Source organism: Streptomyces sp. RK62, assembly GCF_018070255.1.
GTDB lineage: Bacteria > Actinomycetota > Actinomycetes > Streptomycetales > Streptomycetaceae > Streptomyces > Streptomyces nigra.
In genome coordinates this window covers 286,755-308,444 of the sequence record NZ_JAGPYD010000005.1, presented here as the reverse complement: position 1 = coordinate 308,444, position 21,690 = coordinate 286,755, and the positions used below count along the sequence as shown (strand labels likewise).

20 protein-coding genes and 1 pseudogene are annotated in these 21,690 nt (G+C 69.0%); 10 read left to right on the top strand and 11 right to left on the bottom strand.

Translation table 11 applies throughout. The features are described 5' to 3' along the window. Window positions 1-39: 39 nt before the first annotated feature. On the bottom strand, window positions 40-927 hold the full coding sequence (locus tag KBY32_RS12310; RefSeq protein WP_210979966.1) for an SDR family NAD(P)-dependent oxidoreductase: 888 nt from the start codon (window positions 925-927) through the stop codon (window positions 40-42). A gap of 72 nt (window positions 928-999) precedes the next feature. Between KBY32_RS12310 and KBY32_RS12305 the strand changes: the two genes are divergently transcribed. After that, on the top strand, window positions 1,000-1,914 hold the full coding sequence (locus tag KBY32_RS12305) for a LysR family transcriptional regulator (RefSeq protein WP_210979965.1): 915 nt from the start codon (window positions 1,000-1,002) through the stop codon (window positions 1,912-1,914). A 566-nt stretch (window positions 1,915-2,480) separates the two neighbouring features. On the opposite strand, the gene KBY32_RS12300 is transcribed toward KBY32_RS12305, so the two are convergent. After that, complete coding sequence (locus KBY32_RS12300) at window positions 2,481-2,801, bottom strand: hypothetical protein (RefSeq protein WP_210979964.1); 321 nt, start codon at window positions 2,799-2,801, stop codon at window positions 2,481-2,483. Window positions 2,802-2,849: 48 nt separating this feature from the next. On the opposite strand from KBY32_RS12300, the gene KBY32_RS12295 reads away from it, so the two are divergent. Beyond that, window positions 2,850-3,002: a hypothetical protein gene (locus KBY32_RS12295; protein WP_210979963.1), complete on the top strand. Its 153-nt coding sequence runs from the start codon at window positions 2,850-2,852 to the stop codon at window positions 3,000-3,002. A gap of 851 nt (window positions 3,003-3,853) precedes the next feature. Here KBY32_RS12295 and KBY32_RS35295 read toward each other — a convergent pair. From KBY32_RS35295 to KBY32_RS12285, 3 genes and pseudogenes are all read right to left on the bottom strand, one after another. Further along, window positions 3,854-3,985, bottom strand: a pseudogene (locus tag KBY32_RS35295) (slipin family protein); the annotation flags it as partial. A gap of 144 nt (window positions 3,986-4,129) precedes the next feature. Then, the gene (locus KBY32_RS12290; RefSeq protein ID WP_210979962.1) at window positions 4,130-5,611 is read right to left on the bottom strand and encodes a SulP family inorganic anion transporter; all 1,482 of its coding nucleotides are present in this window, start codon (window positions 5,609-5,611) and stop codon (window positions 4,130-4,132) included. A gap of 5 nt (window positions 5,612-5,616) precedes the next feature. Further along, window positions 5,617-6,195, bottom strand: coding sequence for a carbonic anhydrase (locus KBY32_RS12285; protein ID WP_210979961.1), 579 nt, complete (start codon window positions 6,193-6,195; stop codon window positions 5,617-5,619). A gap of 1,016 nt (window positions 6,196-7,211) precedes the next feature. Between KBY32_RS12285 and KBY32_RS12280 the strand changes: the two genes are divergently transcribed. From KBY32_RS12280 to KBY32_RS12260, 5 genes are all read left to right on the top strand, one after another. Next, window positions 7,212-7,679 (top strand): hypothetical protein, encoded by a 468-nt coding sequence (locus KBY32_RS12280; RefSeq protein WP_210979960.1) that lies wholly within the window; start codon window positions 7,212-7,214, stop codon window positions 7,677-7,679. Window positions 7,680-7,999: 320 nt separating this feature from the next. Further along, a complete protein-coding gene (locus KBY32_RS12275) occupies window positions 8,000-8,575 on the top strand; it encodes an SMI1/KNR4 family protein (RefSeq protein WP_210979959.1) in 576 nt (191 codons plus the stop codon). Between the two features lie 438 nt (window positions 8,576-9,013). Then, window positions 9,014-10,468: an NAD(P)/FAD-dependent oxidoreductase gene (locus KBY32_RS12270; RefSeq protein ID WP_210979958.1), complete on the top strand. Its 1,455-nt coding sequence runs from the start codon at window positions 9,014-9,016 to the stop codon at window positions 10,466-10,468. A 52-nt stretch (window positions 10,469-10,520) separates the two neighbouring features. After that, window positions 10,521-11,822, top strand: coding sequence for a DUF2254 domain-containing protein (locus KBY32_RS12265; RefSeq protein WP_247689336.1), 1,302 nt, complete (start codon window positions 10,521-10,523; stop codon window positions 11,820-11,822). 232 nt (window positions 11,823-12,054) lie between these two features. Then, on the top strand, window positions 12,055-12,705 hold the full coding sequence (locus KBY32_RS12260) for an RraA family protein (RefSeq protein WP_308293704.1): 651 nt from the start codon (window positions 12,055-12,057) through the stop codon (window positions 12,703-12,705). 44 nt (window positions 12,706-12,749) lie between these two features. Here the strand turns inward: KBY32_RS12260 and KBY32_RS12255 are convergent, their stop codons facing one another. Beyond that, on the bottom strand, window positions 12,750-13,655 hold the full coding sequence (locus tag KBY32_RS12255) for an NAD(P)H-binding protein (RefSeq protein ID WP_210979956.1): 906 nt from the start codon (window positions 13,653-13,655) through the stop codon (window positions 12,750-12,752). A gap of 323 nt (window positions 13,656-13,978) precedes the next feature. Here KBY32_RS12255 and KBY32_RS12250 point away from each other — a divergent pair, with 323 nt between their 5' ends. Both KBY32_RS12250 and KBY32_RS12245 read left to right on the top strand, forming a co-directional pair. Then, on the top strand, window positions 13,979-14,896 hold the full coding sequence (locus KBY32_RS12250) for an NADP-dependent oxidoreductase (protein ID WP_210979955.1): 918 nt from the start codon (window positions 13,979-13,981) through the stop codon (window positions 14,894-14,896). Between the two features lie 186 nt (window positions 14,897-15,082). Further along, complete coding sequence (locus tag KBY32_RS12245; protein WP_062668309.1) at window positions 15,083-15,556, top strand: VOC family protein; 474 nt, start codon at window positions 15,083-15,085, stop codon at window positions 15,554-15,556. A 74-nt stretch (window positions 15,557-15,630) separates the two neighbouring features. Here the strand turns inward: KBY32_RS12245 and KBY32_RS12240 are convergent, their stop codons facing one another. The 5 genes from KBY32_RS12240 to trxB all read right to left on the bottom strand — a co-directional run bounded on the left by KBY32_RS12240 (window position 15,631) and on the right by trxB (window position 19,885). Continuing rightward, a complete protein-coding gene (locus KBY32_RS12240) occupies window positions 15,631-15,903 on the bottom strand; it encodes a DUF6510 family protein (RefSeq protein WP_115504992.1) in 273 nt (90 codons plus the stop codon). 123 nt (window positions 15,904-16,026) lie between these two features. Next, entirely contained in the window at window positions 16,027-16,770 is a 744-nt protein-coding gene (locus KBY32_RS12235) for a ferredoxin reductase (RefSeq protein WP_210979954.1), read from the bottom strand. Beyond that, window positions 16,740-17,339: a sulfite oxidase-like oxidoreductase gene (locus tag KBY32_RS12230; protein WP_210979953.1), complete on the bottom strand. Its 600-nt coding sequence runs from the start codon at window positions 17,337-17,339 to the stop codon at window positions 16,740-16,742. Before KBY32_RS12230 ends, KBY32_RS12235 begins: the two co-directional genes overlap by 31 nt. Before the next feature lie 100 nt (window positions 17,340-17,439). Beyond that, window positions 17,440-18,648 (bottom strand): cation:proton antiporter, encoded by a 1,209-nt coding sequence (locus KBY32_RS12225; protein ID WP_210979952.1) that lies wholly within the window; start codon window positions 18,646-18,648, stop codon window positions 17,440-17,442. A gap of 61 nt (window positions 18,649-18,709) precedes the next feature. After that, on the bottom strand, window positions 18,710-19,885 hold the full coding sequence (gene trxB / locus KBY32_RS12220) for a thioredoxin-disulfide reductase (RefSeq protein WP_247689335.1): 1,176 nt from the start codon (window positions 19,883-19,885) through the stop codon (window positions 18,710-18,712). A 298-nt stretch (window positions 19,886-20,183) separates the two neighbouring features. Between trxB and KBY32_RS12215 the strand changes: the two genes are divergently transcribed. Then, window positions 20,184-21,413: an AI-2E family transporter gene (locus KBY32_RS12215; protein WP_374224929.1), complete on the top strand. Its 1,230-nt coding sequence runs from the start codon at window positions 20,184-20,186 to the stop codon at window positions 21,411-21,413. The last annotated feature ends 277 nt before the right edge of the window (window positions 21,414-21,690 follow it).

The following is a 21,690-nucleotide window of genomic DNA, read 5'->3' as shown; positions in this document are numbered from 1 at the left end:
GCCGGCGCGACGACTCGGCGTCTTCAGAGAGTCAGGGGGTCAGGGGGTGAGCATCCGGTCCTGTTCCACCGGGGGTGTGCCGTCGTGCCAGGGCAGAACCTTCCCGAACCGGACCAGTTCGCCGTACAGGGCGGGATCCACGTGCTCGGCGAAGACGAGGTCGAGCACGGCTTCGGCGGCCCGGGCAGGGGTCTGGGCCCGGCTGTGGTCACTGAACCAGGGCCGCGAGGTGGCCGTGTCGACCATGCCCGGGCACACGGCGGCGATCAGGGTGCCGTCGGCCAGGTCGCGTGCACGGCGCTCGGCGGCGACGGCGCGGACGGCGGCGACCTGTGCGACCTTGGACGGCACGTTCAGCCACAGGGGCCAGCCCGTCTCCTGCGCCGTCCTGTTGTGGATCGCGCTGCGCCAGGACTCCACGGCGTACTCGACCTGGTCGAGGCTCGCACCATCGAAGAGGTGATGCAGCCGGGTGTCGAGATGGCCGAGCGTGCCCAGGCTGCTGGCCACGACCAGGAGCCGGCCGCCCGGGCGCAGGACGGGGCCGAAAGCCCGCAGGACCGCGTGGGTTGCGGTGTTGGAGACGTCGATGAATTCATCGGCCCTTTCGGCCTGGGACTCCTCGGGCGACAGCCGGGCGACCGCGTTGGACAGGACGACGTCGACCCCGCCGTGGCGCGCTCTGAGCTCGACGGCGAGACGGGCGATGGCATCGGTGTCGGTGACGTCCAGGACGTGGCCCTCGACGCGGGCACGTGTGCCGGGCAACCGGCCGACCTCGCGGGCGGCCTCCTCCACCCGCCGACGGCTGCGGCCGGTGAGCAGGACGAGATCGTCCGCGTTCATCCGGGCCGCCAGTCCCTCGACCAGGGCGCGGCCCAGCCCCTGGTTGGCGCCGGTGACAAGAGCGATGCGAGAAGCGTTCATGCCTGCCACGCTAAGAACGCGGCGTGCCATGCGTCCAACGAAAGTTCGGCACATCTGGTATGCGTAAACGTCATGGACTTCGAGGATGTCTCCCTCACCGCGCTGCGCGTCTTCCGCGCCGTCGCCGAACACGGGACCTTCACCGCGGCCGCCACCTCTTTGGGCTACACCCAGTCCGCCGTGTCCCGGCAGGTGGCCGCGATCGAACGGGCAGCGGGCACGCAACTACTGCAGCGCCGGCGCGAAGGCGTACGGCTGACCGCGGCCGGCCACACCGTCCTTCGGCACGCGACGGTCGTGCTCGACGAGATCGAAGCGACCGCCAGGGAACTGTCCGGCCTGCCCCCAGCGGCCGGTACCGTCCGCCTGGGATGGATCCCCAGCGCGGGAGCCGTCCTTCTCCCCCGGGCCCTCACCGAACTCGGCCGCACCGACCCGGGTCTGCGCGTGATCAGCCGTGAGGGCACCACCCCCGTCCTCGTACGCGCCCTGCGCGCCGGCAGCCTGGACCTGGTTCTGCTCGGCTCCGCGCCGCCCTTCCGCTCGCCGGACACCGAGACGCCCCCGCTCGTGGTGGAGACACTCACCGAGCGTTCCCTGCGCCTGGCGGTTCCGGCCTCCCATCCCCTCGCCCGGGGCGACTTCGTCGATGTGGCCGACCTCCGCGGACAGCGCTGGATCGCGGGCCCCTCCTCCGGCGAGGACCGCCTGATGGGCGTATGGCCGGGCCTGGACGAACGCCCCGAGATCGCCCACACCGCACGCGACTGGCTCGCCAAACTCCACCTCGTCGCCGCGGGCTTGGGGCTGACCACCGTGTCGGCGGCGCTCGCCCCGGCCGCACCCGAGGGCGTCCGCATCCTGCCGGTGCGCGGCGGACCTCAGGAACAACGGCGCCTGCTCCTGGCCGGCCTCGCCCGCCGCCCCACGCAGTCCGTCGACCGCGTTGCGGCTGCCCTCCGCGCCGCCGCCCTCGCTGTCACCTGACAGCGCCTACCGGGCGCGGCCGTGCCGGTGGTGCAGTTCCCAGAACGCAGGGCTGCCGGCACGGGCGAAGCTCGAAACGCCCTTTCACCGCGGTCCGCTCCGCGTCCGGCCGCGTACCTGGGAGCAGCGCGCCGCTGATTCCGGCCGTGCACGCCGCCCGCGGCTTGCGGCGGACAGCAGCGACGCCAACCGTGACAGGTGCCCCGGGCCCGCCGTCACCGCTCACGGAGGCGGCAACTCCTGGCGGTGTCCTGGGCAGAGGCGCTGCGTGACACCGGGGTCGGTCGGCCGCGCTGTTCGCCCCGTCCGTCCGGGCCGACGTAGCTCGCCCCCGGCAGGTCTCTGGTGGCCGCGAACAGGGTCGGCTGCGCCCCGTCGGTCTCGCTCTGCATGATGAGGCGGCCCACCGTCGCCGCGACGGCTTTCATAACCGGTCCCAGATGCCGGTTCAGGCCCGTGGTGGCTGCTCCGGGATGAGCAGCGAGCGCTCGGACGCCGGCGCCTGCCGCAGTCAGCCGGCCTTGCAGTTCCAGGGTGAAAAGCAGATTGGCGAGCTTCGACTGTCTTTAGGCGGCGGAAGCACGGTAGCGCCGACGCTCCCAGTTGGGATCGGACAGGTCCAGCGTGGCGTTCTTGTGAGCGTTGGAGGCGATAGTGACCACGCGGTCCATGATCTTCGGCAGCAGCAGGTTGGTCAGGGCGACGCCGGTCGCGAAGGCGCGGACGGACGCGAGGTCGGCGAGGTCAGCGGCCGCAGCTGCGCACTCGTGCGCCTCTCCTGGAGGACGAGAAGCGCGATGCGTGACCCAGGCCGTGTCCTCGTACGCCCCGGTCGTACCGTTCCTGGTCCTGTTGGGGTTCGCCGCCCTGTACGAGAAGTCCGTCACCAAGTGGCTGCCGGTCTACGGCGCCGTCCTCCTCGCGGGAGCCCTGAGGTGGGTCACTGGAAGGCCCTGCGCACCTTCATGACCTGGCGCGCGGAGAACCCCGGCAAGCCGGACGAAGAGGGCCCCGGCACCCCGTGGATCCTCCAGCTCACCCTCACCCTGCCGGTGTTCTTCAGCGCGGCGATCCTGTACGTCCGCTAGCGTGCACGGACGGCGCGGCCGAAGGCCGAGATGACGCTGTGCGCCCGCCGGAGGGTACGGAGCCCGCACCCCTCCTGTCGGACCGGGCGGCTTATCAGCCGTTCTCCGCTCAGCCGAAGGAGTCCACGACCGCCGCGACACCGCAGTGAAACGCTCTGAACGCCGCCGCGGCGCGGCGCGGCTGGTGACCTGGGACGCGGCCAGGGCGCCGGTGGAGCCGAGACCGATGCCCAGCGCCGCGCCGGCGGCCTCGCGGAAGAACTTGTCGCTGCCGAAGCCGTACGCCTTGCCCGTGCACACGAGCCCCGCGACCGTGAACACGAGGCACGGCTCTGCCAGTGCGGCGGCCACTTGACCTGGCGTCAAGGTGACCCGAGTCCTGAAACTCAGTCCCCATGCGACGGTCCGCCCGGACCAGCCTGCATCCGACCTCCAGGTGCCTGGTCACGATGCGACAACAACGCGATCAGACAGTGAAGCGGACCGAACCTGGTCGAGGGTCGACGCGGCACAGAACCCGCGACACCCCGCCGCTCCTGTGCACGGTTTGTCCCTCAGTCCTTGGGAGACCTATTCGTACGAAGTCCGCGCGTCCAGCCCCGTGCTCGCTGCACTCGCTCTCTGTGCCGTGGGAGTCACTGCTGCCGTCGGCTGGGGCGACGAGCCACACGGACGGACGGTGGCGCTACGACACCGTCCCGGTCGCCGTCGACCCGGCCGGCGCCGCCTCGTTCACCGTGACCGGTGCCGGCGAGGTCGACCGCTGCCTCATATCCAATGTCCACATACCCGCTCTCTCACGTTGACTGCCGGCACAGCCTGGACGGTCCAGGGCTCCATGTTGCCCCGGTCAAAACCGGCTGGGCCATCCGGGAGACGGCGCACCTGTAGTCCTCGACCTTGACCAGGGCGCTCGCCGCGTCGACGACCCGGAGGCAGACCACCGCGTCCACGCGCACCGCCACGTCACCTCGGGTGATGCCGCGGAAGCGGCCGTCACGGCCACCGTCACCGGTGCCTGGAACATTCCAGCGCCGTCACCCAGAGGTCTGTATGTCTGCTGCGGTAGCCAGATGTCCGGTTCCCGGTCCGGGGCCACGGCCGGCCCCGGACCGGCAGGCGCTGCACTACGGGGCGGGGATCTTCACCAGCTCCGGTGCCGTGACCCGCACAGGTTCCGTGCCGACCGCGCTGTGTCGCTCGGCCCAGTTCTCAAGAGCCGAACGGCAGGCGTGGTCCAGGTGGTGCAGACCGGAGAGGTCCAGCTCCACGGGACGGTCCTGGGGCAGCGACTCCAGGCTGTCGAGGATCTTCGGCAGCCTGAGGAAGGTCGCGTTGCCCGACAGGTGCGCGTGGATCGGGCCCGCGCCCTTGTCGACGATCTCCAGCCTGAGGTGTGAGGCCTCCCAGGCGGTCTTGACGACCGCCAGGGCCAGACCGATCAGGACGCCCTCGAACATGTTCACCGCGACGATCGAGACGGCGGTGGCTACCAGGATCAGCGCCTCGCCGCGGTGGTGGCGCCACAGCGACACGATCTCCCGGAAGGGGATCAGCTTGAAGCCCGCGTGGACCAGGATGCCGGCGAGCGCGGGCAGCGGGATCAGCGCCAGCGTCGAGGGCAGCAGGGCCGCGAACAGCAGCAGCCACACGCCGTGCATGACCCGGGACGCCTTGGTCCTCGCGCCCGCCTGGACATTGGCGGAGCTGCGCACGATGACGGCGGTCATGGGCAGCGCGCCGAGCGCGCCGCACACGGTGTTGCCCACGCCCTGGGCCATGAGCTCCTTGTCGTACTCGGTGCGCGGACCGTCGTGCATCCGGTCGACGGCCGCGGCGCTGAACAGGCTCTCGGCGGAGGCGATCAGGGTGAAGGCGATGATCGTGCCGAGGATGGCGGGGTCGGCGAGCGAACCGAAGGCGTCCATGCCGGGCGGCTGGATCGAGGCCGGCAGACCGTTCACCTCGACGGTGGCGACGGAGAGGTCGAAGACCTGGGTGACCAGGGTGGCGAGCAGGACCGCTGCGAGCGCGCCGGGCACGGTCTGCGCCTTGCTCGGCAGCTTCTTCCACAGCACGAGCACCGCGATGGTGCCCGCGCCGACGGTGAGCGAGGTGAGGGCCGTGGTACTGCCGAGCGCGTCGACGACGGCGCCGGGGAGCCCGAGGATCTTGTCGGGTCCGGAGGCGGGGGCCTCGAGGCCAGCCGCCGAGTACAGCTGGCCCGCGATGATCACCAGGCCGATCCCGGCCAGCATCCCCTCGACGACCGAGACGGATATCGCCCGGAACCAGCGCCCCAGTTTCAGGGCGCCCATGACGAGCTGGATCAGTCCGGCGGCCAGCACGATGACGCCGAGCGCGGGCAGTCCGAACTCGTTCACCGCCTCGAAGACGAGGACGGTCAGACCGGCCGCGGGTCCGGAGACCTGGAGGCTGCTGCCTCGCATCAGACCTGTGACGATGCCGCCGACTATGCCGGTGACGAGGCCGAGTTCGGCCGGGACGCCGGAGGCGACGGCCACTCCCACGCAGAGCGGAAGCGCGACCAGGAAGACGACCAGGGAGGCGGCGAAGTCCTGCCGCAGGTGAGGATATTTGGTCAGCATGGCGATCACAGACCCTCGAACGCGTCGGTCTCGGTGCGGTGGACGCGCACGGCGCCCGTGTGCACTTCGTAGTACCAGGCGTGCAGGGTCAGTTGTTCATCGGCCAGCCTCTTGTCGATGAACGGGTAGGACCGCAGGCGCAGCACCTGGGCCAGGACGTGGTTCTGCACGCCCTCGGCCACTTCCGGGTCCTCGGTCGTACCGGACGGGCGCCGGGCGGCGTGGTTGAGCCAGTCGCGCACGGCAGGGACGGCGTCCAGATCCTCGCCGCGGACCAGGGCGCCGACGGCACCGCAGTGCGAGTGCCCGCAGACCACGATGTCGCGGACGCCCAGCACCTCCACTGCGTACTCGATGGTGGCCGCCTCACTGGTCGGGTGCTGCGAGGCGTAGGGGGGAACGATGTTGCCCGCTGTGCGCAGCTCGAAGAGCTCGCCCGGGCGGGCGCCCGTGATCAGGGCCGGTACGACCCGGGAGTCCGAGCAGGTGATGAACAGAACCTGTGGGGACTGGCCTTCGGCCAGCTTGGCGAACTCCTCAGGGCGCTGTCCGAACATACGGGCGTTGTCGATGAGGGGCTGCATGTGTGGTGACTCCTCCTGGCGCGCCGTGGGGGCGCGTCGGGCTTACCTGGCGCGCCGATGGGCGCGTCGGTTGACATGGCAGGTGGGGGAACAGCGGTGGGGCACTGCTCTGCTGTCAGCAGCGGAACACTTGAAAAGCCGTAAGGGCGGCAGCTCTCGAAGGACTCGACAGGGGGAACTCGCCTGGTGCCATCCACTCTGACGCGGCCGTCGACTCCCCGGCCGACAGGGGACGTCCGGGCCCCTGAGGGGCGAAGTCGACGGCGCGGTGCCGGTCTCGGGTGCGCAGGGGGCCGGCCGTGTCCCCTGCGTGGTCGCAGTGGCGTTTACCGGCGGCCTCGGCGCGCGGGACCTTGCCGGAGAGCGTGGCTAACCTCTGATCTTTGGCCTCAGCCTGACGGCCAGTATGCGCGGCTGCGAATTCCCCGGAGGATGCGAAGAAGGGGAGGGCGAAAAGGACGGCAGCGACGACCACAACCACGGTCCATGTCGTCGCACCTCGGAACATGCACCCCCCTCTCGACGGTTCGCACCTCTACTGCAGACCAAGTATTGGTCAATGGCTGGTCAAGAAACAGCTTAGCCCGGCAAAGTTGTTTGCTGGGTTAACTTAACGTTTCCGGCTGGAGAGAGGCTGAAGCCCGAGGGATCGCTGACGCGAACTGGCCCTTGACGTCAGAGGTTTCCACATGACATCGATGCGCCGCCCGTCCCCCGTCTTCCGTGACGTCGCGGCCTGCCCCTGGACCCGGCGCCTGCTCCGTCCGGTGGCCCAGCCGCGCACCGGTGCGGGGCAGGGAGTCCGATCAGCTTTCGGCGTCCGGTGCGTGCGATCGCAAGGCGCCGGAAGCTCCTCGTAGCGGGGCTACCAGGGGCTTTCGACAACGCGGCGAGCGTGCGGGTCAGGCGTCGCGAGCCGGGCTCCACTTCTGTTCGGAGCTCTTAGACGTCATCTCGTTTGGTGAGTTTGTGCGACGATCCGTCGGCCAGTAGGAAGCCGTGAGGGAGCCGGGCCGATGGAGTACGTCAATCTCGATGCCCAGGTCGGCGACCTGTCAGGGGTGTTGGACGCCTCTCGCTATCTGAAGCAGCTGCCCTCGATCTGTCGTGAGCTGCCGCCGGGTGCCCGGTCCTTCGCCACTGATACGGATCACTACGACTTCCGCAGCAGGCGATGTGTGAAGGACCTGATGCTTCGTGCCATCCGAGGTGCCGGCGGTGAGGAGATGGAGGTCGAGTTCCAGCACAACTGCTGGAAGCACGACCAAGACCTGCTGATCCGCTACGCAGGGGTGTCCAGCTTCATCATCGATCCCGCCGACGAGGACCGAGGAACGGACCTCGGGGCTGTGATTCTCGACGAGATCCTGCCGTACAGGGACGGCTGCAGTCACGAGATCGCCTGCTGGGACGGCACACTCACCATTGTCTGCCGTGACCTCCAGGCGATCTGGACTGAGACCGTGTGTTCCAGCAGGTCGTAGGCGGAGCAAGGCGTGGGAATCTTTGAGCGGCTGGTGCCCGATGAGCTGTGGGAGCTGTTTTAGCGGCTGGTGCCGGAGGCGCGGGCGGCGGTCGGCGCCGGCGCTGCGACCGCGAGGTGCTGGCGGCGATCGTCTTCGTCGCGAATGAGGTCGTATCCTTCGGCATCGGCGGGCTTTGGTCAGTTCGTGGCCGGTCTGGTTGAACGGCCGGTCCCGAACCACCTGCCGGCGAGTGATGCCGCCTGCGACACGCCGGCCTGTGCGGCAGGCCAGGCACATCGAAGCTGCTGGTGTCAGAGGGTCATGGCACGCTGCTCGCCATGACTGAGGATCTGATCGGCACCCAGGCGCCGAGGCGCCGCATCACAGACCCGGAAGAGGCGATCGCGGCACTGGAACGCGCTGTCCCCGGACTCGTCGAGAACCGCCGATCCGCGCCCGCCGCCATCGACTGGGCCTTGCTCGAAGACGGCCTGGGCACCGTGCTGCCCGCTGACTACAAGCGCCTCGCCGAGTGGTACTCCACCTTCGCCCTCGGTGACTTCCTCCTCGTCGGCCTGCCCGAACCGGGCGAGGAGCACCACCATCTCCGCGGTATCCGCGAAGATCTTGAAGGAGTCCTCCACGCGTGGGCGGAGGCCGACATGTCGATCGGCCTGCGCCCGCATCCGGCACCAGGCGGCCTGCTCCCGTGGGCGGAGTCCGACGAGGGCGACAAGTTCCTGTGGAGCACGCCGACTGACAACCCTCGGCAGCGGCTCGTCACCATCGCCTCTCGCAACGGCGGCTGGTGGCATTACGAGGGAGGCGCCGTGCAGTTCCTCGCCGAACTCTGCGACGGCACACTGGAGCCCTGGGCACTCCCCCCGGTCGACCCCGAAGTCACCCCCTGCTGAGCGATGCGCCCGATGTCCGGACCGTGCCCCATGTGGGCGGGCGCATCGTTCGTAGCAGCACGGGGCAGCGCTCCCGGCGGGGCCGGGGACCTGAGCGGTCCGGCGCTCCTGCTGGTCGGGGTGTCGTGCTGATGCGCGCGGGCCGTGGCCGTGCCGCGGCACCGGTTCATGACATTCGCGCACACACGTCCCCGGCCGACGGCGCGCTCGGCGGCGTTGGCGACCGCCGTCGTTCTTGGGCCGACGGGTAGAGCTCGCACGGGCGCGGTGGCACCATGCCCGGAACATCTCGATGCACCCGCCCACCAGGCGATGTCTCCCCCGGAAGAGGAGACTGGGAAGCGCTGCCGCGACCCCACGAGTGACCGCGTCACGCAGCGGCCCCACCACTTCCGCGCGTCGGCAGCGACCGAAGCCGAAATGAGGACGGGAGCAGGCATGAATGACACTTCACGCGCCTACGACGTGGTGGTTGTCGGTGCCGGTCCCGCGGGGGAGAACGTGGCGGATCGTACGAGCGCCGCCGGACTCACCTCGGTGATCGTGGAGAACGAACTGCTCGGTGGAGAGTGCTCGTTCTGGGCGTGCGAACCCAGCAAGGCCCTGCTCCGTCCAGTGGTGGCGCGCGCCGACGCCCGCAGGGTCCCCGGACTGCGGCGGGCCGTCCAAGGGCCGCTGGACGTCCCCGCGGTGTTCGCCCACCGTGACAAGATGGCTGCGTACTGGAAGGACGACGACCAGGTCGACTGGCTCGAGTCCGTCTCCGTGGATCTGGTGCGCGGCCACGGCCGACTCGACGGTCCGCGCCAGGTCGTCGTCGAGACCGGTAGCGGCGACACCATACGGCTCACCGCCCGGCACGCCGTCTGCGTCGCCACGGGCACTGTCACGGCGTTCCCCGATCTGCCGGGGCTGGACACGGTGCGCCCCTGGACCAACCGCGACGCGACCGCCGCCCGCCATGTGCCGGATCGCCTCGCCGTGGTAGGAGGCGGTGTGGTCGCCGTCGAGATGGCCACTGCCTTTCAGGCGCTGGGATCCCAGGTCACCATGCTGGTCCGCGGGACCAAGGGCATTCTCAACCGCATGGAGCCCTTCGCCGGTGAGATGGTGACGGAGGCCCTGCGGGAAGCCGGTGCGGAGCTGCGCTTCGGGATCTCCGTCACCGGGGTGGTCCGGGAGAACGGTGAGGGAAGCCCCGTCCGGATCACCTTGGACGACGGGCAGTCCCTGGTAGCCGACGAGATCCTGTTCGCGACCGGCCGCGCGCCTCACACACAGGACATCGGGCTGGAGACCGTCGGCCTGAACCCCGGCAGCTGGCTGGAGGTGGACGACTCGTTCCGCGTGACCGACGTCCCCGACGGCTGGCTCTACGCGGTCGGTGACGTGAACCACCGTGCGCTGATGACCCACCAGGGGAAGTACCAGGCGCGCATCGCCGGCCCCCTGATCGCAGCGCGTGCCAAGGACGAGCCCCTCGACGACGGCAGGTGGGGAGCGCATGCCCCGACGGCCGACAGCGCCGCCGTGCCCCAAGTGGTCTTCTGCGAGCCGGAGGTGGCCAGCGTGGGGCTGACGACTCACGAGGCGGAGCGCGCCGGACGACGCGTCGACGTCGTGGACTATGACATCGGACGCCTGGCCGGCGCAGTCCAGTACGCCGACGGCTACAGCGGCAAGGCACGGGTACTGATCGACACCGACCGCAACACCATCGTCGGTGTCACCTTCGTCGGTCCCGGAACCCAGGAGCTGCTGTACTCGGCCACCGTCGCGATCACCAGTGAGATGCCGGTGGACCGGCTGTGGCACGCAGTTCCCGCCTTCCCCACGATCAGCGAGGTCTGGCTGCGCATCCTCGAGACCTACCGGGACCGTGCCGCCCGGTAGTGCTTCGTCACGTCGGGTGCGCCGCTGACCTCGGCCACTGCGGAGGTCGCCCATGCTGAACTGGGCTTCCCGGTTCCAGCTGAGGCAGTACGCCAGGACCAGCCTGTGGATCCTGCCGGTTCTCGGCCTCGTCATGGGAGCGCTGCTGGGCGAGGTCGCTCTCGCGGTGGACGACATGTGGGGGGTGCCGACCGGGTGGCGGTACACGGCCCCCACGGCGTCAGGCGTCCTGACCGCCATCGTGGGAGCAATGGTGGCCCTGCTGGGGTTCGTCGTCACCATCAGTGTCCTCGTGGTCCAGCAGGCCACCGGAACGCTGTCTCCACGCTACATGCGGCTGTGGTATCGCAACCGGTTGCAGAAGCTCGTCCTGGCCACCTTCGCGGGCACCTTCGCCTTCGCGTTCACCTTGCTCCGCAGGATCGAACCCGGGACGGTGCCCGATCTGGGCGTCACGGTCGCCGGACTGGCCGTGGCCGTCAGTCTGGTGATGCTGCTGGTCTACCTCAACCGGTTCGCTCACGACCTGCGTCCCGTGGCCATCGCCGAGATGGTCTGCCGTACGGGACTCGGCGTCCTTGGCAGGTACCTGCGGGACAAGAGACATCGCCCGCTCCTCGATGAGCCGGCTCATCCGCCCGACAGCATGCCGACGATGATCGTGCCCTGCACCGGCGGCGGGGCCGTTCAGGGGGTGGGCGTGGCCGAACTCGTCGCGATGGCCGCGCGTCACGGCTGCGTCCTGGTCGTGGCCCACCGGATGGTAGACTTCGTCCCTCCCGGCGCCGTTCTCCTGGAAGTGCACGGGACCCCTCGCGTACCGCCGGACGCGCGTCGGCTCGCCGGTCTGGTGGCCCTGGGCCCAGAGCGGACCATCGAGCAGGATCCCGCGTTCGCCCTGCGCGTTCTCGTCGACATCGCCGCCCGCGCCGTGTCGGCGGCCGTGAACGACCCGACGACGGCTGTGCAGGTCCTCAACCACATCGAGGTCTTCCTCCACACCGTAGGAAGGTCGGAACTGTCCGGCCGCCATGTGTTCGCGGACAAGCGGGGCGTGCCCCGGGTGGTGATGCCCGGACGCGGCTGGGAGGAGTACCTCGAACTCGGCGTCACCGAGATCCGTGAGTACGGAGTCGGCTCACTGCAGGTGTGCAGGCGGTTGCGGGCCATGCTGGAAGGTCTCTTGGCCGAAATGCCTCACGAACGGCGCGGTGCGGTACGCGGTCAACTCACCCTGCTCGACGCGGCTGTGGAGCGGGAGTACCCCGACGAGTCCCGCCGCGCACTGGCCCGCACCAGCGATCGGCAAGGCATCGGCAGCGGCTCGTCCGAGGGTGTGGTCATCCCGGACTGAGCCCCCGCGCACGGCCCCGCACCGGACCGGGGCTCCCCCGGTTGCCCCCGGGCTCGCGCGCGCGACAATTGGGTCACGTGGCGGTCTTCCTGCTCGGTCCTGGATGCCGGCCATCGGACGGCCGGCGCCGGACGGCGAGTCCTTCCGGCGCTGTGGCGTCGCGAGACAGGTCAGGAATCCGGACTCCGGGTCAGTCGTCCGCCATTGCCGCGTCGCGACCGCGGGAGGCAGAGTGAGTGACGTTCCACCCCTCGGGGACGAACTGAGTGCCCTCGGCTGCGCCACGCTCGTGGACGCCATGGCGCGCATGCACGGCCACCGTGCGCACATCCTGCCGCTGACGAGCCCCGATCCGGGCAGGCCCCTCTTCGGCCCGGTGGCCACCATCGCGTTCATGCCCTGGCGGGACGACCTGGAGGAGTCGTCCAGGACCTTCGCGGACTTCTTCTACCCGGCGCTCGGCGACTCGCCGCGGGGAAAGGTGCTCGTGCTCTCGAGCGGAGGTCACCCGGAGGCGTCCCACGGCGGCGGGACCAAGCTGCTGAGGGCGGTCCGGCACGGGCTGGCGGGCGTCATGGCCGACGGCCGGCTACGGGACTTCGGGCAATTGCGTGGGTACCCCTTCTCCACCTGGTGCCGGGGGGAAGCCACACGGTGGGGTGGCGACACGGTGATGCCCTACGCGGCGGACGCGGCCGTCGAATTCGCGGGGGTGTGCGTCACTCCCGGCGACTACGCCTTCGCCGACCCCTCCGGCGCCGTGATCATCCCCGCGGGCAGCCTGAACGGAGTTCTCGACGCCGCGCGGCAGATCGAGACCGAGGAGGCCCGCGCCGGGGAGCGGATCTCGGCGGAGGATCTCCCGCCGCACGGCCGGCCCTGACGCCCTGGACGAAGGCGCCGCCGGCCTGGCTGCGCCGACCGGGCTCAGTCGACGTAGAGGCCCTTGCGATCGGAGACGAACTGCTCGATGGTCTGCGCCGGTATGCCCGTCAGACGCGCGACGTCGTCCGTCGCCCGGTCGTAACGGTTCTCCTGGTGCAGTCGGCACATGGTGACGATGTGCTCCTCGATGTGCTGAGGCAGACCGAGCCCGGCCAGGACCTGGGCGCGCCACTGTTCGAGCGGCACGTCGGCGTAGGTGATCGGACGTCCCAGCGCCCGGGAGAACGACTCGGCCATCTCCTCCATGTCCATCGTCCGTGGTCCGGTCAGCTCGTAGACGTTGCCGATGTGTCCTCGCGGGTCCCGGAGCACGGTGGCGGCCACCCGCGCGACGTCGCTGACCGCGACGGGCGATGTTCGCCCGGCCCCGAAGGGCAGGGCGAGCGTTCCGTCCCTCTTGATCGACTGTGCCGCGGCCGAGGTGAAGAGCGGGTTGTCGAGGAACGAGGTGGGCCGGATATGGATCACGGGCAGCCCCGACCAGTTCAGCACCTGCTCGGCCAGCCAGTGCAACCGCTGCTGGTGGGACTCGCCGGTGCTGGTGGCCGTCATCTGCGACACCGTCATCTGGGACATCCCGACCAGGGCGTCCAGAGTTCCGCATTCCTTGGCCACGCTCGCCACGACGGTCGCGGCCAGCAGGTGATCGCGGGACACGGGCATCGCGAAGTACATCCGCCCGACATCCCGCAGGCCGGCGGCGACGGTCTCGGGCCGGGTGAGGTCGCCCAGGACCACGTCCGCGCCGAACCGGCGGAACTCGGCCGCACGGTCGTCGTCACGGCGCACCATGACACGTACCGGCACGTCGTGTGTGCGCAGGTCCTCGATCACCAGTCGTCCCACGCCCCCGGCACCGGTGATGAGTACGGTCTCACGCGAAGGCATTGATCGGCCTCCCTGTGGCACGGCCGGTGCACGCGCGCGCTGCGGCGTTCGACGCGTACCGGAATCGGCCCACCGCTCGATGCGGTCCGGCCGAGAGACGTCTTCGGGGCCCCTGTCAGCTTGGCACACACGGGCCTTGGGGGCCCACTCGGCGAACAGCGAGGCACAGGACGCACACGGACCGTCGCGGACGCTGTCTGTTCACCACCGAACACAGCCGATGGTGACGGCTTCTGAGATGTGCTCCTCCGTTCGCTCCCTGAGCCACCCGCCCTCATCCTGGGAGAAGGTGGTTGGTCTTCCCGCGATCGAAGGGAGCGCCGATGAGAGCTGTACGAGCTCACGATCGCGAGGCGGCCGTGGACAGTTTGATCGCGGAAGATGCCCCCTATCCCTACGCCGGCGAGGGCGACGTCATCGTCAAGGCGCGCGCGGCCTGCTTCACACCCGATGAACTCGGCTGGCCTGCCAGTTGGGTCGACCGGAGCGGCAGAGACCGAGCCCCGGTCATCCCGGGGCACGAGGTGTCGGGGGAGGTCGCCGAGGTCGCCGTCGGCACCACCGGGTTGTCGGTGGGGCAGCGAGTCCTGGGGCTGACCGACTGGAACCGGGACGGCACTCTCGCGGACTATGTGGCCGTGGAGGCGCGCAATCTGGCGCCGTTGCCCGCGGACATCGACCACACGTATGCGGCCGCCCTGGTGATGCCGGGCCTGACCGCCTGGCAGGGGCTGTTCGTCCACGGACGAGTCGAGACGGGGCAGACCGTGCTGGTGCACGGAGCAAGAGGGGGGGTGGGAATGGCAGCCACCCAGCTCGCCCACGGCGCCGGGGCTCGTGTGATCGGGTCCGGGCGCGCGAGAAGCAGGGAACAGGTACTGGAGCTGGGCGCGGACGAGTTCGTGGACCTGGAACAGCCCGCGTGGCACGAAGCGGTGGACCGCGTCGACGTCGTCTTCGACGCCGTCGGCGGGGAGGTGCTCGATCGATCGGCCGCCGTCCTCAGACCCGGCGGCACCCTCGTCACCATTGCTCACCCTCCGACCCTGCGGCCCGAGGACGGTCGGGCGATGTACTTCATCGTCGAACCCAACCGTGATCATCTCGTGCAGGTCGTCCGCATCTGCCGGGAGGGGGGACTGCGTCCCCTGGTGGGGGCCGTCCGTCCGCTCGATCAGGCGCCGCAGGTGTTCCGGGAGAAGAAGACCACGGCCGGGAAGACGGTCATCCACGTCGCCTGAGCGACCTACCGCCCCGGCGACTCCTTCCCGTTCCGCGCCGTCGACCGGGTCGACGACCCTCAACCGCCGCACTCCGTACGGGCGATCGGCCCGACTCGCGCCATCGAGTCGTGAGTCGAGGACGAACCGGTGGCACGAACCGATGGCGCGGGACGAAATCCGCAACAACCGAGAGCTGTGATCCTCATGGATCTGAAACTGGAAGTCGTCGTGCTTCCCGTGTCCGACGTCGACCGAGCCAAGGCGTTCTACGAGTCCGCGGGTTTCCGCGTGGACATCGACAAGGCCGCCAGTGAGGAATGGCGGGCGGTGCACCTCACCCCGCCCGGGTCAGAGTGCTCGATCATGTTCGGCACCGGTCTGACCTCCGCCGAACCGGGCTCGGCCCAGGGCTTGTACCTCGTCGTGTCCGACATCGAGAAGGCCCGCACCGAACTCGTCGGCCGCGGCATCGATGTGAGCGACATCTTCCACGACGCCGGTGGGGTCATCTACCACGGGCACGAGGGCGGCGACATCGTGCACAACGGCCAGGGTCAGGAACGGCTGGCCGGCCTCCATCCCGACCGGACCTCCTATGCCTCCTTTGCCACGTTCAGCGACCCTGACGGCAACGGCTGGGTGATCCAGGAGGTGATGCAGCGACTGCCGGGCCGCTGACGACGCGGCAGAACCACGGCGTGCGTCTGGTCAACGCTGCCACCGCAGCTCGCGGTGGCAGCGGCTGTCGTGCGTCACGCGGGTACCGGCAACCTCAGATGGTCCAGGCCGGAAGCGTCGAGCCACATGTCATGGGCAGAGCGGACCATGCGCAGCAGCACGCCGTCGCAGCCCGGGCAACGCAACACCGTCCCGGGGCCGCCGAGGTACGCGTGCGTCTCGGCCAGCATCATCTGCCTACCGCAGCCGTGGCACTGCCCCGAAGCCATGGTCATGTCCGTTCCGAACAGCGACTCGAGGTCCCCGGCGGCGGCGTTGCCGTCGAGGAAGTCAGGTGTGGGTGTCATCTGGATCCCGTTTCCTTTCCTGTCACGTGCCCCGGACCTTCCCGCGGACGAGCGGTGTGCCGCGGAGCGGCGGCACGGTCCGCGTCATGTCGTGTCGTCCGCCGGGCTCGTGGTCTGCCGGGCTCAGCCGAAACGCTCGGTCCGTATGCGGCCCGGGTGGTGACCGAGGGCGACGAGCAGACCGGCCGCCGTTTCGACGAAGTCCGTGGAACCGCAGACATAGCAGGTGGGCTCGAAGTCGGGCGGCCATCCCCCGCCCGACACGACGGAGGCATCGATACGCCCGGTCGGCCGCGGCCACTGTGGCGGCGCGGACCGGGTGTAGACGTAGGTCGTGTCGAGCCCGGGATCGCCTCTCCTCAACTCGGACGTGAAGAGCTGGGTCTCGGGACTGCGTGCGCTGTAGATCAGACGGAAGGGCGTACGGCTGCCGACCGCCCGACGCATACGAATCATCGCCATCAACGGCACGAGACCGGATCCTCCCGCCAGGAGGAACACCGGCTCCTTCTGCTCCGGCCTCCACACGAACCAGCCCCCGACCGGCCCGCGGAGTTCCACCAGGTCGCCCACGGCCAGTTCATCCGTGAGGAAGGGGGACACCTCACCGTCGTCGGTCCGTTGGACCGTCAGCTCGACCGTCTCACCGTCGGGCGCCGAAGCCACTGAGTAGCTGCGCTGAGTGCTGTAACCGTCCTCTGCCGTGAGCCGCACGTCCACGTGCTGTCCCGCCTGATGGCCCGGCCAGCCCGGCACATCGAGAACGAGGGTCCGCGCGAGGCTGGACTCGTCCTCCCGCCGGGTCAGACGGGCCGTCCTCCAGCGGAGTCTCTCGCCTAGTCTCCTTGGTACCGTTGCTCGCGCCATGGGTCCCCATAGGTGTGGTAGCCGACGGTCTCCCAGAAGCCCCGTTCCTCCTCGTGCATCAGCACGATTCCACGAACCCACTTGGCCGACTTCCAGAAGTACAGGTGCGGGACGAGCAGCCTCGCCGGGCCGCCGTGCTCCGGTGGAAGTGCCTCGCCGTCGTAGCGGTGAGCAATCCAGGCCTTGCCGTCGAGGAGGTCTTCCACCGGAATGTTGGTGGTGTAGTCGCCGTAGGAGTGGACCAGTGCGTAATCGGCACTCGACTCCACGTCCTGAAGGAGAACGTCCAGAGAGACCCCCTGCCACTCCGTCTCGAACTTCGACCACTTGGTGACACAGTGCAGGTCCACCGTGGGTGACTCGGAAGGCAGTGCCAGAAGCTGTTCCCAGGTCCACCTGTGCTTGACCCCGGTCTCCGTACGAACGGTGAACTCCCATTCGTCCAGTGGCACGGTCGGCGTCGGGCCCGCGGACAGAACGGGAAACCCGGTGGTCTCGTACTGGCCGGGAGGCAGTTGGTGCCGTGCGTCTCGCGCGCGGCCGTGGAATCCCCGTGAGACGACGGACATGTCGGCCCCCCTTCTCCGAAGCGGGCAGCTTCCATTTTTCAGGACATGAGCGGGCGAAGCATCTCGACGCCGGGAGCACCCGGACGCGCTTGTTCTCCCGTCACTCCCGCTTCTCGACCGACCGCACGTCGGTCGACCGCCTGCCGCGGCTGAGCAAGGGCAGGGCGACCAGGGGAAAGACGATGACGGACACCAGGCCCGCTGCCACCAAGGCGGCAGCGTTGTCCGGCTGGATGGCGTCGAGCTTCAGGCCGATCGTCGTCGCGGCCACGATGAAGGGGAGAGACGTGGCCTGCAGGAGTCCGGCGGCCATGAGTTCCGCGCGCGAGAGTCCCACGGTGCGATAGGCCAGTACCGGCAGTCCGCGAACGAGGAGGAGCGCCGCCAGGAACAAGGGCACCCTCAGCACGGTCCCGGCATCGGCGAACAGAGCGTCGAGATCGAACTGTATGCCGCTGGTCACGAAGAAGACCGGGACCAGGAACCCATAGCCGAGACCCTCCAGCTTGATGTGGAACCGCGGATGCGCTCGCTCTGCGTCGGGGTCGACCATGCGCAGCACGGCCCCCGCGATGAAGGCGCCGAGGATGGCCTCGAAGCCCAGGTGTATGGCGACCGCGGACAGGCCGACGATCAGCACCATCGTCAAGCGGATCCGGATCTGGGCACTGGTGTCCGCCAGCCTGGCAACGGTCCGGGACAACCGCATGGAACGCCCCGCCCGCATGGACGTCACCACCACGAGCGCGGTCAGACACGCGAGGCCGAGCAGCAACAGCAGTCGCGAGGCAGGGCCGGAGGCGTGCTCGGAGACGAACAGCGACAGCAGTACCACGGCGCAGAACTCGCCCGCGGAGGCTCCGCCGATGATCAGTTGGCCGACCGGACGGTCGACGGCGTCGGCGTCCTTCAGGATCGGCACCAGCAACCCCAACGAGGTCGCCACGAGTGCCACGCCGACGAGCAGCGTGTTCTCGACGACCCCGGCGACTCCGAGCGCCCAACCCACCAGTACGGCAAGCACGATCGTGCCCGCCGTCCCGGTCGCGACACGTCGCGCGAGCGGCCCCTGCCATCGCCTGATGTCGATCTCGAGCCCGGCGAGGAACAACAGGAAGCTCAGGCCGATGACGGACAGAGCCTCAACAGTCTGGTCGGGCCGCACCAGATCCAGCACCGCAGGCCCCAGAACGACACCGGCCACTATCTCGAGGACGGGACCCGGAAGGTGAGCCCGCGGCACCAGGGCCAGAAGGAAGGGAACGCCCGCGGCCACTGCCAGAACGATGACCAGATTGTCGTAGTCCATAGGGACTCCCAGGGCCCCGCACCAGGCTGAGCGGCACCGTGGGCCACTCCCGCCGTCCGGGTCAGTGCACGAGTCCGGCCACGACGGTGGCCTCGAGGCGGGCCTCCTCACCGGTGAAGCAGTCGTCCAGTGCCGCCAGATACCGCTCGGCATCCAGAGCCGCCGCGCAACCGGTGCCCGCGGCGGTGACGGCCTGCCGGTACTCGTGGTCGACGACGTCACCGCACGCGAACACGCCGTCGAGATTCGTACGCGTGGAGTGGCCCTCGACCGCGATGTAGCCGGCGTGGTCCAGCGCGATCCGTCCCCTGACCAGGTCCACCCGCGGATCGGGCCCGATGGCGACGAAGACACCGCTCGCCGGCAGGTCGGTCTCCTCGCCGTTGTTCACGTCACGCACCCGCAGCCCCGACACCTTCTCCTTCCCCAGGGCATCCACGACCTCCCGGTTCCACAGAAAGCGGATCTTCTCGTTGCGACCGGCCCGCTCCTGCATGATCTTCGAGGCGCGCAGGGTGTCGCGGCGGTGCACGACGGTGACCGAGCGGACGAACCGGGTCAGGAACGTGGCCTCTTCCATGGCCGAGTCCCCGCCGCCCACGACGACCACGTCCTGATCACGGAAGAAGAAGCCGTCACAGGTGGCGCACCAGCTCACACCCCGACCCGACAGCCGCTTCTCGTTCGGAAGACCCAATTCGCGATAGTGCGACCCCATGGCGAGAATGACCGCCCTGGAACGGTGGGTGCCACCGGCGCTGTCGACGACTTCCTTGACCTCGTTCTCGAGACGGGCCTCCACGACGTCGTCGGCGATCAACCGGGCACCGAACTGCTCCGCCTGGGCCCGCATTCTGGTCATGAGGTCCGGTCCGAGCACCGCGTCGGGAAAGCCAGGATAGTTCTCCACGTCGGTGGTGTTCATCAGGGCGCCACCCGCGGCGACCGATCCCTCGAAGAGCGTCGGCCGCAACTGAGCGCGCGCCGCGTAGATCGCAGCGGTGTATCCGGCCGGGCCGGAGCCGATGATGGTCACTTCTTGGACTGTGTCACGCACATTGATCACCTGATCGAGCTCAAGGACAGCCACGAGCGCCGCAGGCAACCGTCCGTTCCGAACGAACGCCGGTATTCCGCCCAGAACTCGGCGGCATCCGAATCGGCCGCCGGTCACTCCCGCGAAGCATCGGATGCGCCACATCGCGCAGACGGCCCGGGCGGCGGACCACTCCACCATGCACACGCGGCGAGCGGCACCGCATCCCGTCGGCAGGACCCGCAGTCAGTGGCAGGGGAAAGGTCTTCACCGGCGACGCCCCATGCCTCCCGGTGGCCGCGAGCACCGGTACAGCGATTGCCCCAATGAGATGAATTCTCAGTGATATTGCCCTTGAGTCCGCAGGTCGGGGTATGCGCAATGTCTGATACGCCTGCTCAATGCGAGAGGAAGACAGGACAGTACGCTCGTGGGTGCTGGCTGCGGATGAGCGCACCCCACCTGAGGAACCGGTGCCTTCGTGGGATCTCGGAAGTGGTTGAGTCATCTTCGCCACCAGCAGGACGGCCTACGGGGGCGGCCGACGAAGAGGACGACCCTCTACAGCCCCGAAGAGGCCGCACTTCTTCCGTCCCCCCGAAGAACATCTCCCTCCGAGAGGCCCGAGCCGGCTGCGGCCCTGCCGTGGGGGCTCCGCGTGGCCGCCGAGGCCGGCTGGCGCCTGCTCGTCGTCGCGGCCACCTTGTGGGTGCTGATCCGCGCCGTCAGCGCGGTGCGTGTCATCGTGCTGGCCCTCGCGGCGTCCTTGCTGATCACCGCTCTTCTCCAGCCCGCCGTGGCTCGATTGCGCCGGCACAAGGTGCCGCAAGGACTCGCCACCGTCTTGACCACACTCTGCGGATTCATCGTTCTCGGCCTCGTCGGGTGGTTCGTCGTCTGGCAGGTCGTATCGAACCTGGACAACCTTTCCGACAGCCTGCAGGACGGCGTCGACGACCTCAAGCGATGGTTGCTCGACAGCCCGTTCCACATCACCGAGGAACGTATCAACGACTTCACCGAGATGCTCAACGAAAGCGTCGGTACCAACAATGACCTCACCGATGTGGGAATTCACGGCGTCAAGGTCGTCCTGGAATTCCTCACCGGAGCCCTCCTCGCACTGTTCTCGACACTCTTTCTGCTCTACGACGGCCCGCGCATCTGGAAGTGGACCCTCAAGTGGGCACCGGCCGCGGCGCGCCCCTCCCTCGACGCCGCCGGCCCTCTCGCATGGCACACCCTGACCTCCTATGTGCACGGCACGGTGATCGTGGCCCTCATCGACGCGGTATGCATCGGTCTGGGCATCTATATTCTCGGCGTGCCCCTGGCGCTTCCGTTGGCCGTCGTCGTCTTCGCCGGAGCATTCGTCCCGCTCGTCGGCGCAGTGGTGTCCGGAATCCTCGCCGTCCTGGTCGCCTTCATCACCAATGGTGTCTTCACCGCCCTCCTGGTCCTTCTGATCGTGCTCGGCGTGCAGCAGTTGGAGGGCCATATCCTCCAGCCGTTCATCCTTGGGCGTGCGGTACGCGTGCATCCGCTCGGCGTCATTCTCGCCGTAGCGGCCGGGGGATTTGTGGCCGGAATCGGTGGTGCCGTTGTTGCCGTGCCTCTCGTAGCGGTGGCCAACACGGTCGTGAGCAGCCTTTTGCACGGCAATGACGACCGAGCGGTCCACGTATCTGATTCCGATGATCCGATCCGGGGCCAGCAACGACTTTTCTGATGCCCTTCCAGCCGACTGATCCCCACACGAAAAGATCGGTGCGACCTCACTCGCGTAGACCGCACCGCACATCGACTGGCCGCGGTCAGCTGAGCCATCGGCCTGATCCAGTACCTGCTGATCGCCGCGATCGTACTGACCAGGCAGCTCGCCCGGCCCATCCAGCCTGAGGGCCTCATGACCTCCGTGTGGATCTTCGTGGGCGCGACGGCGATCGCGGCGCTCGCCGCGTGCGGCTGACCGTTGTCCCGCCGGGCGAGGCGATGCTGTCACGCCG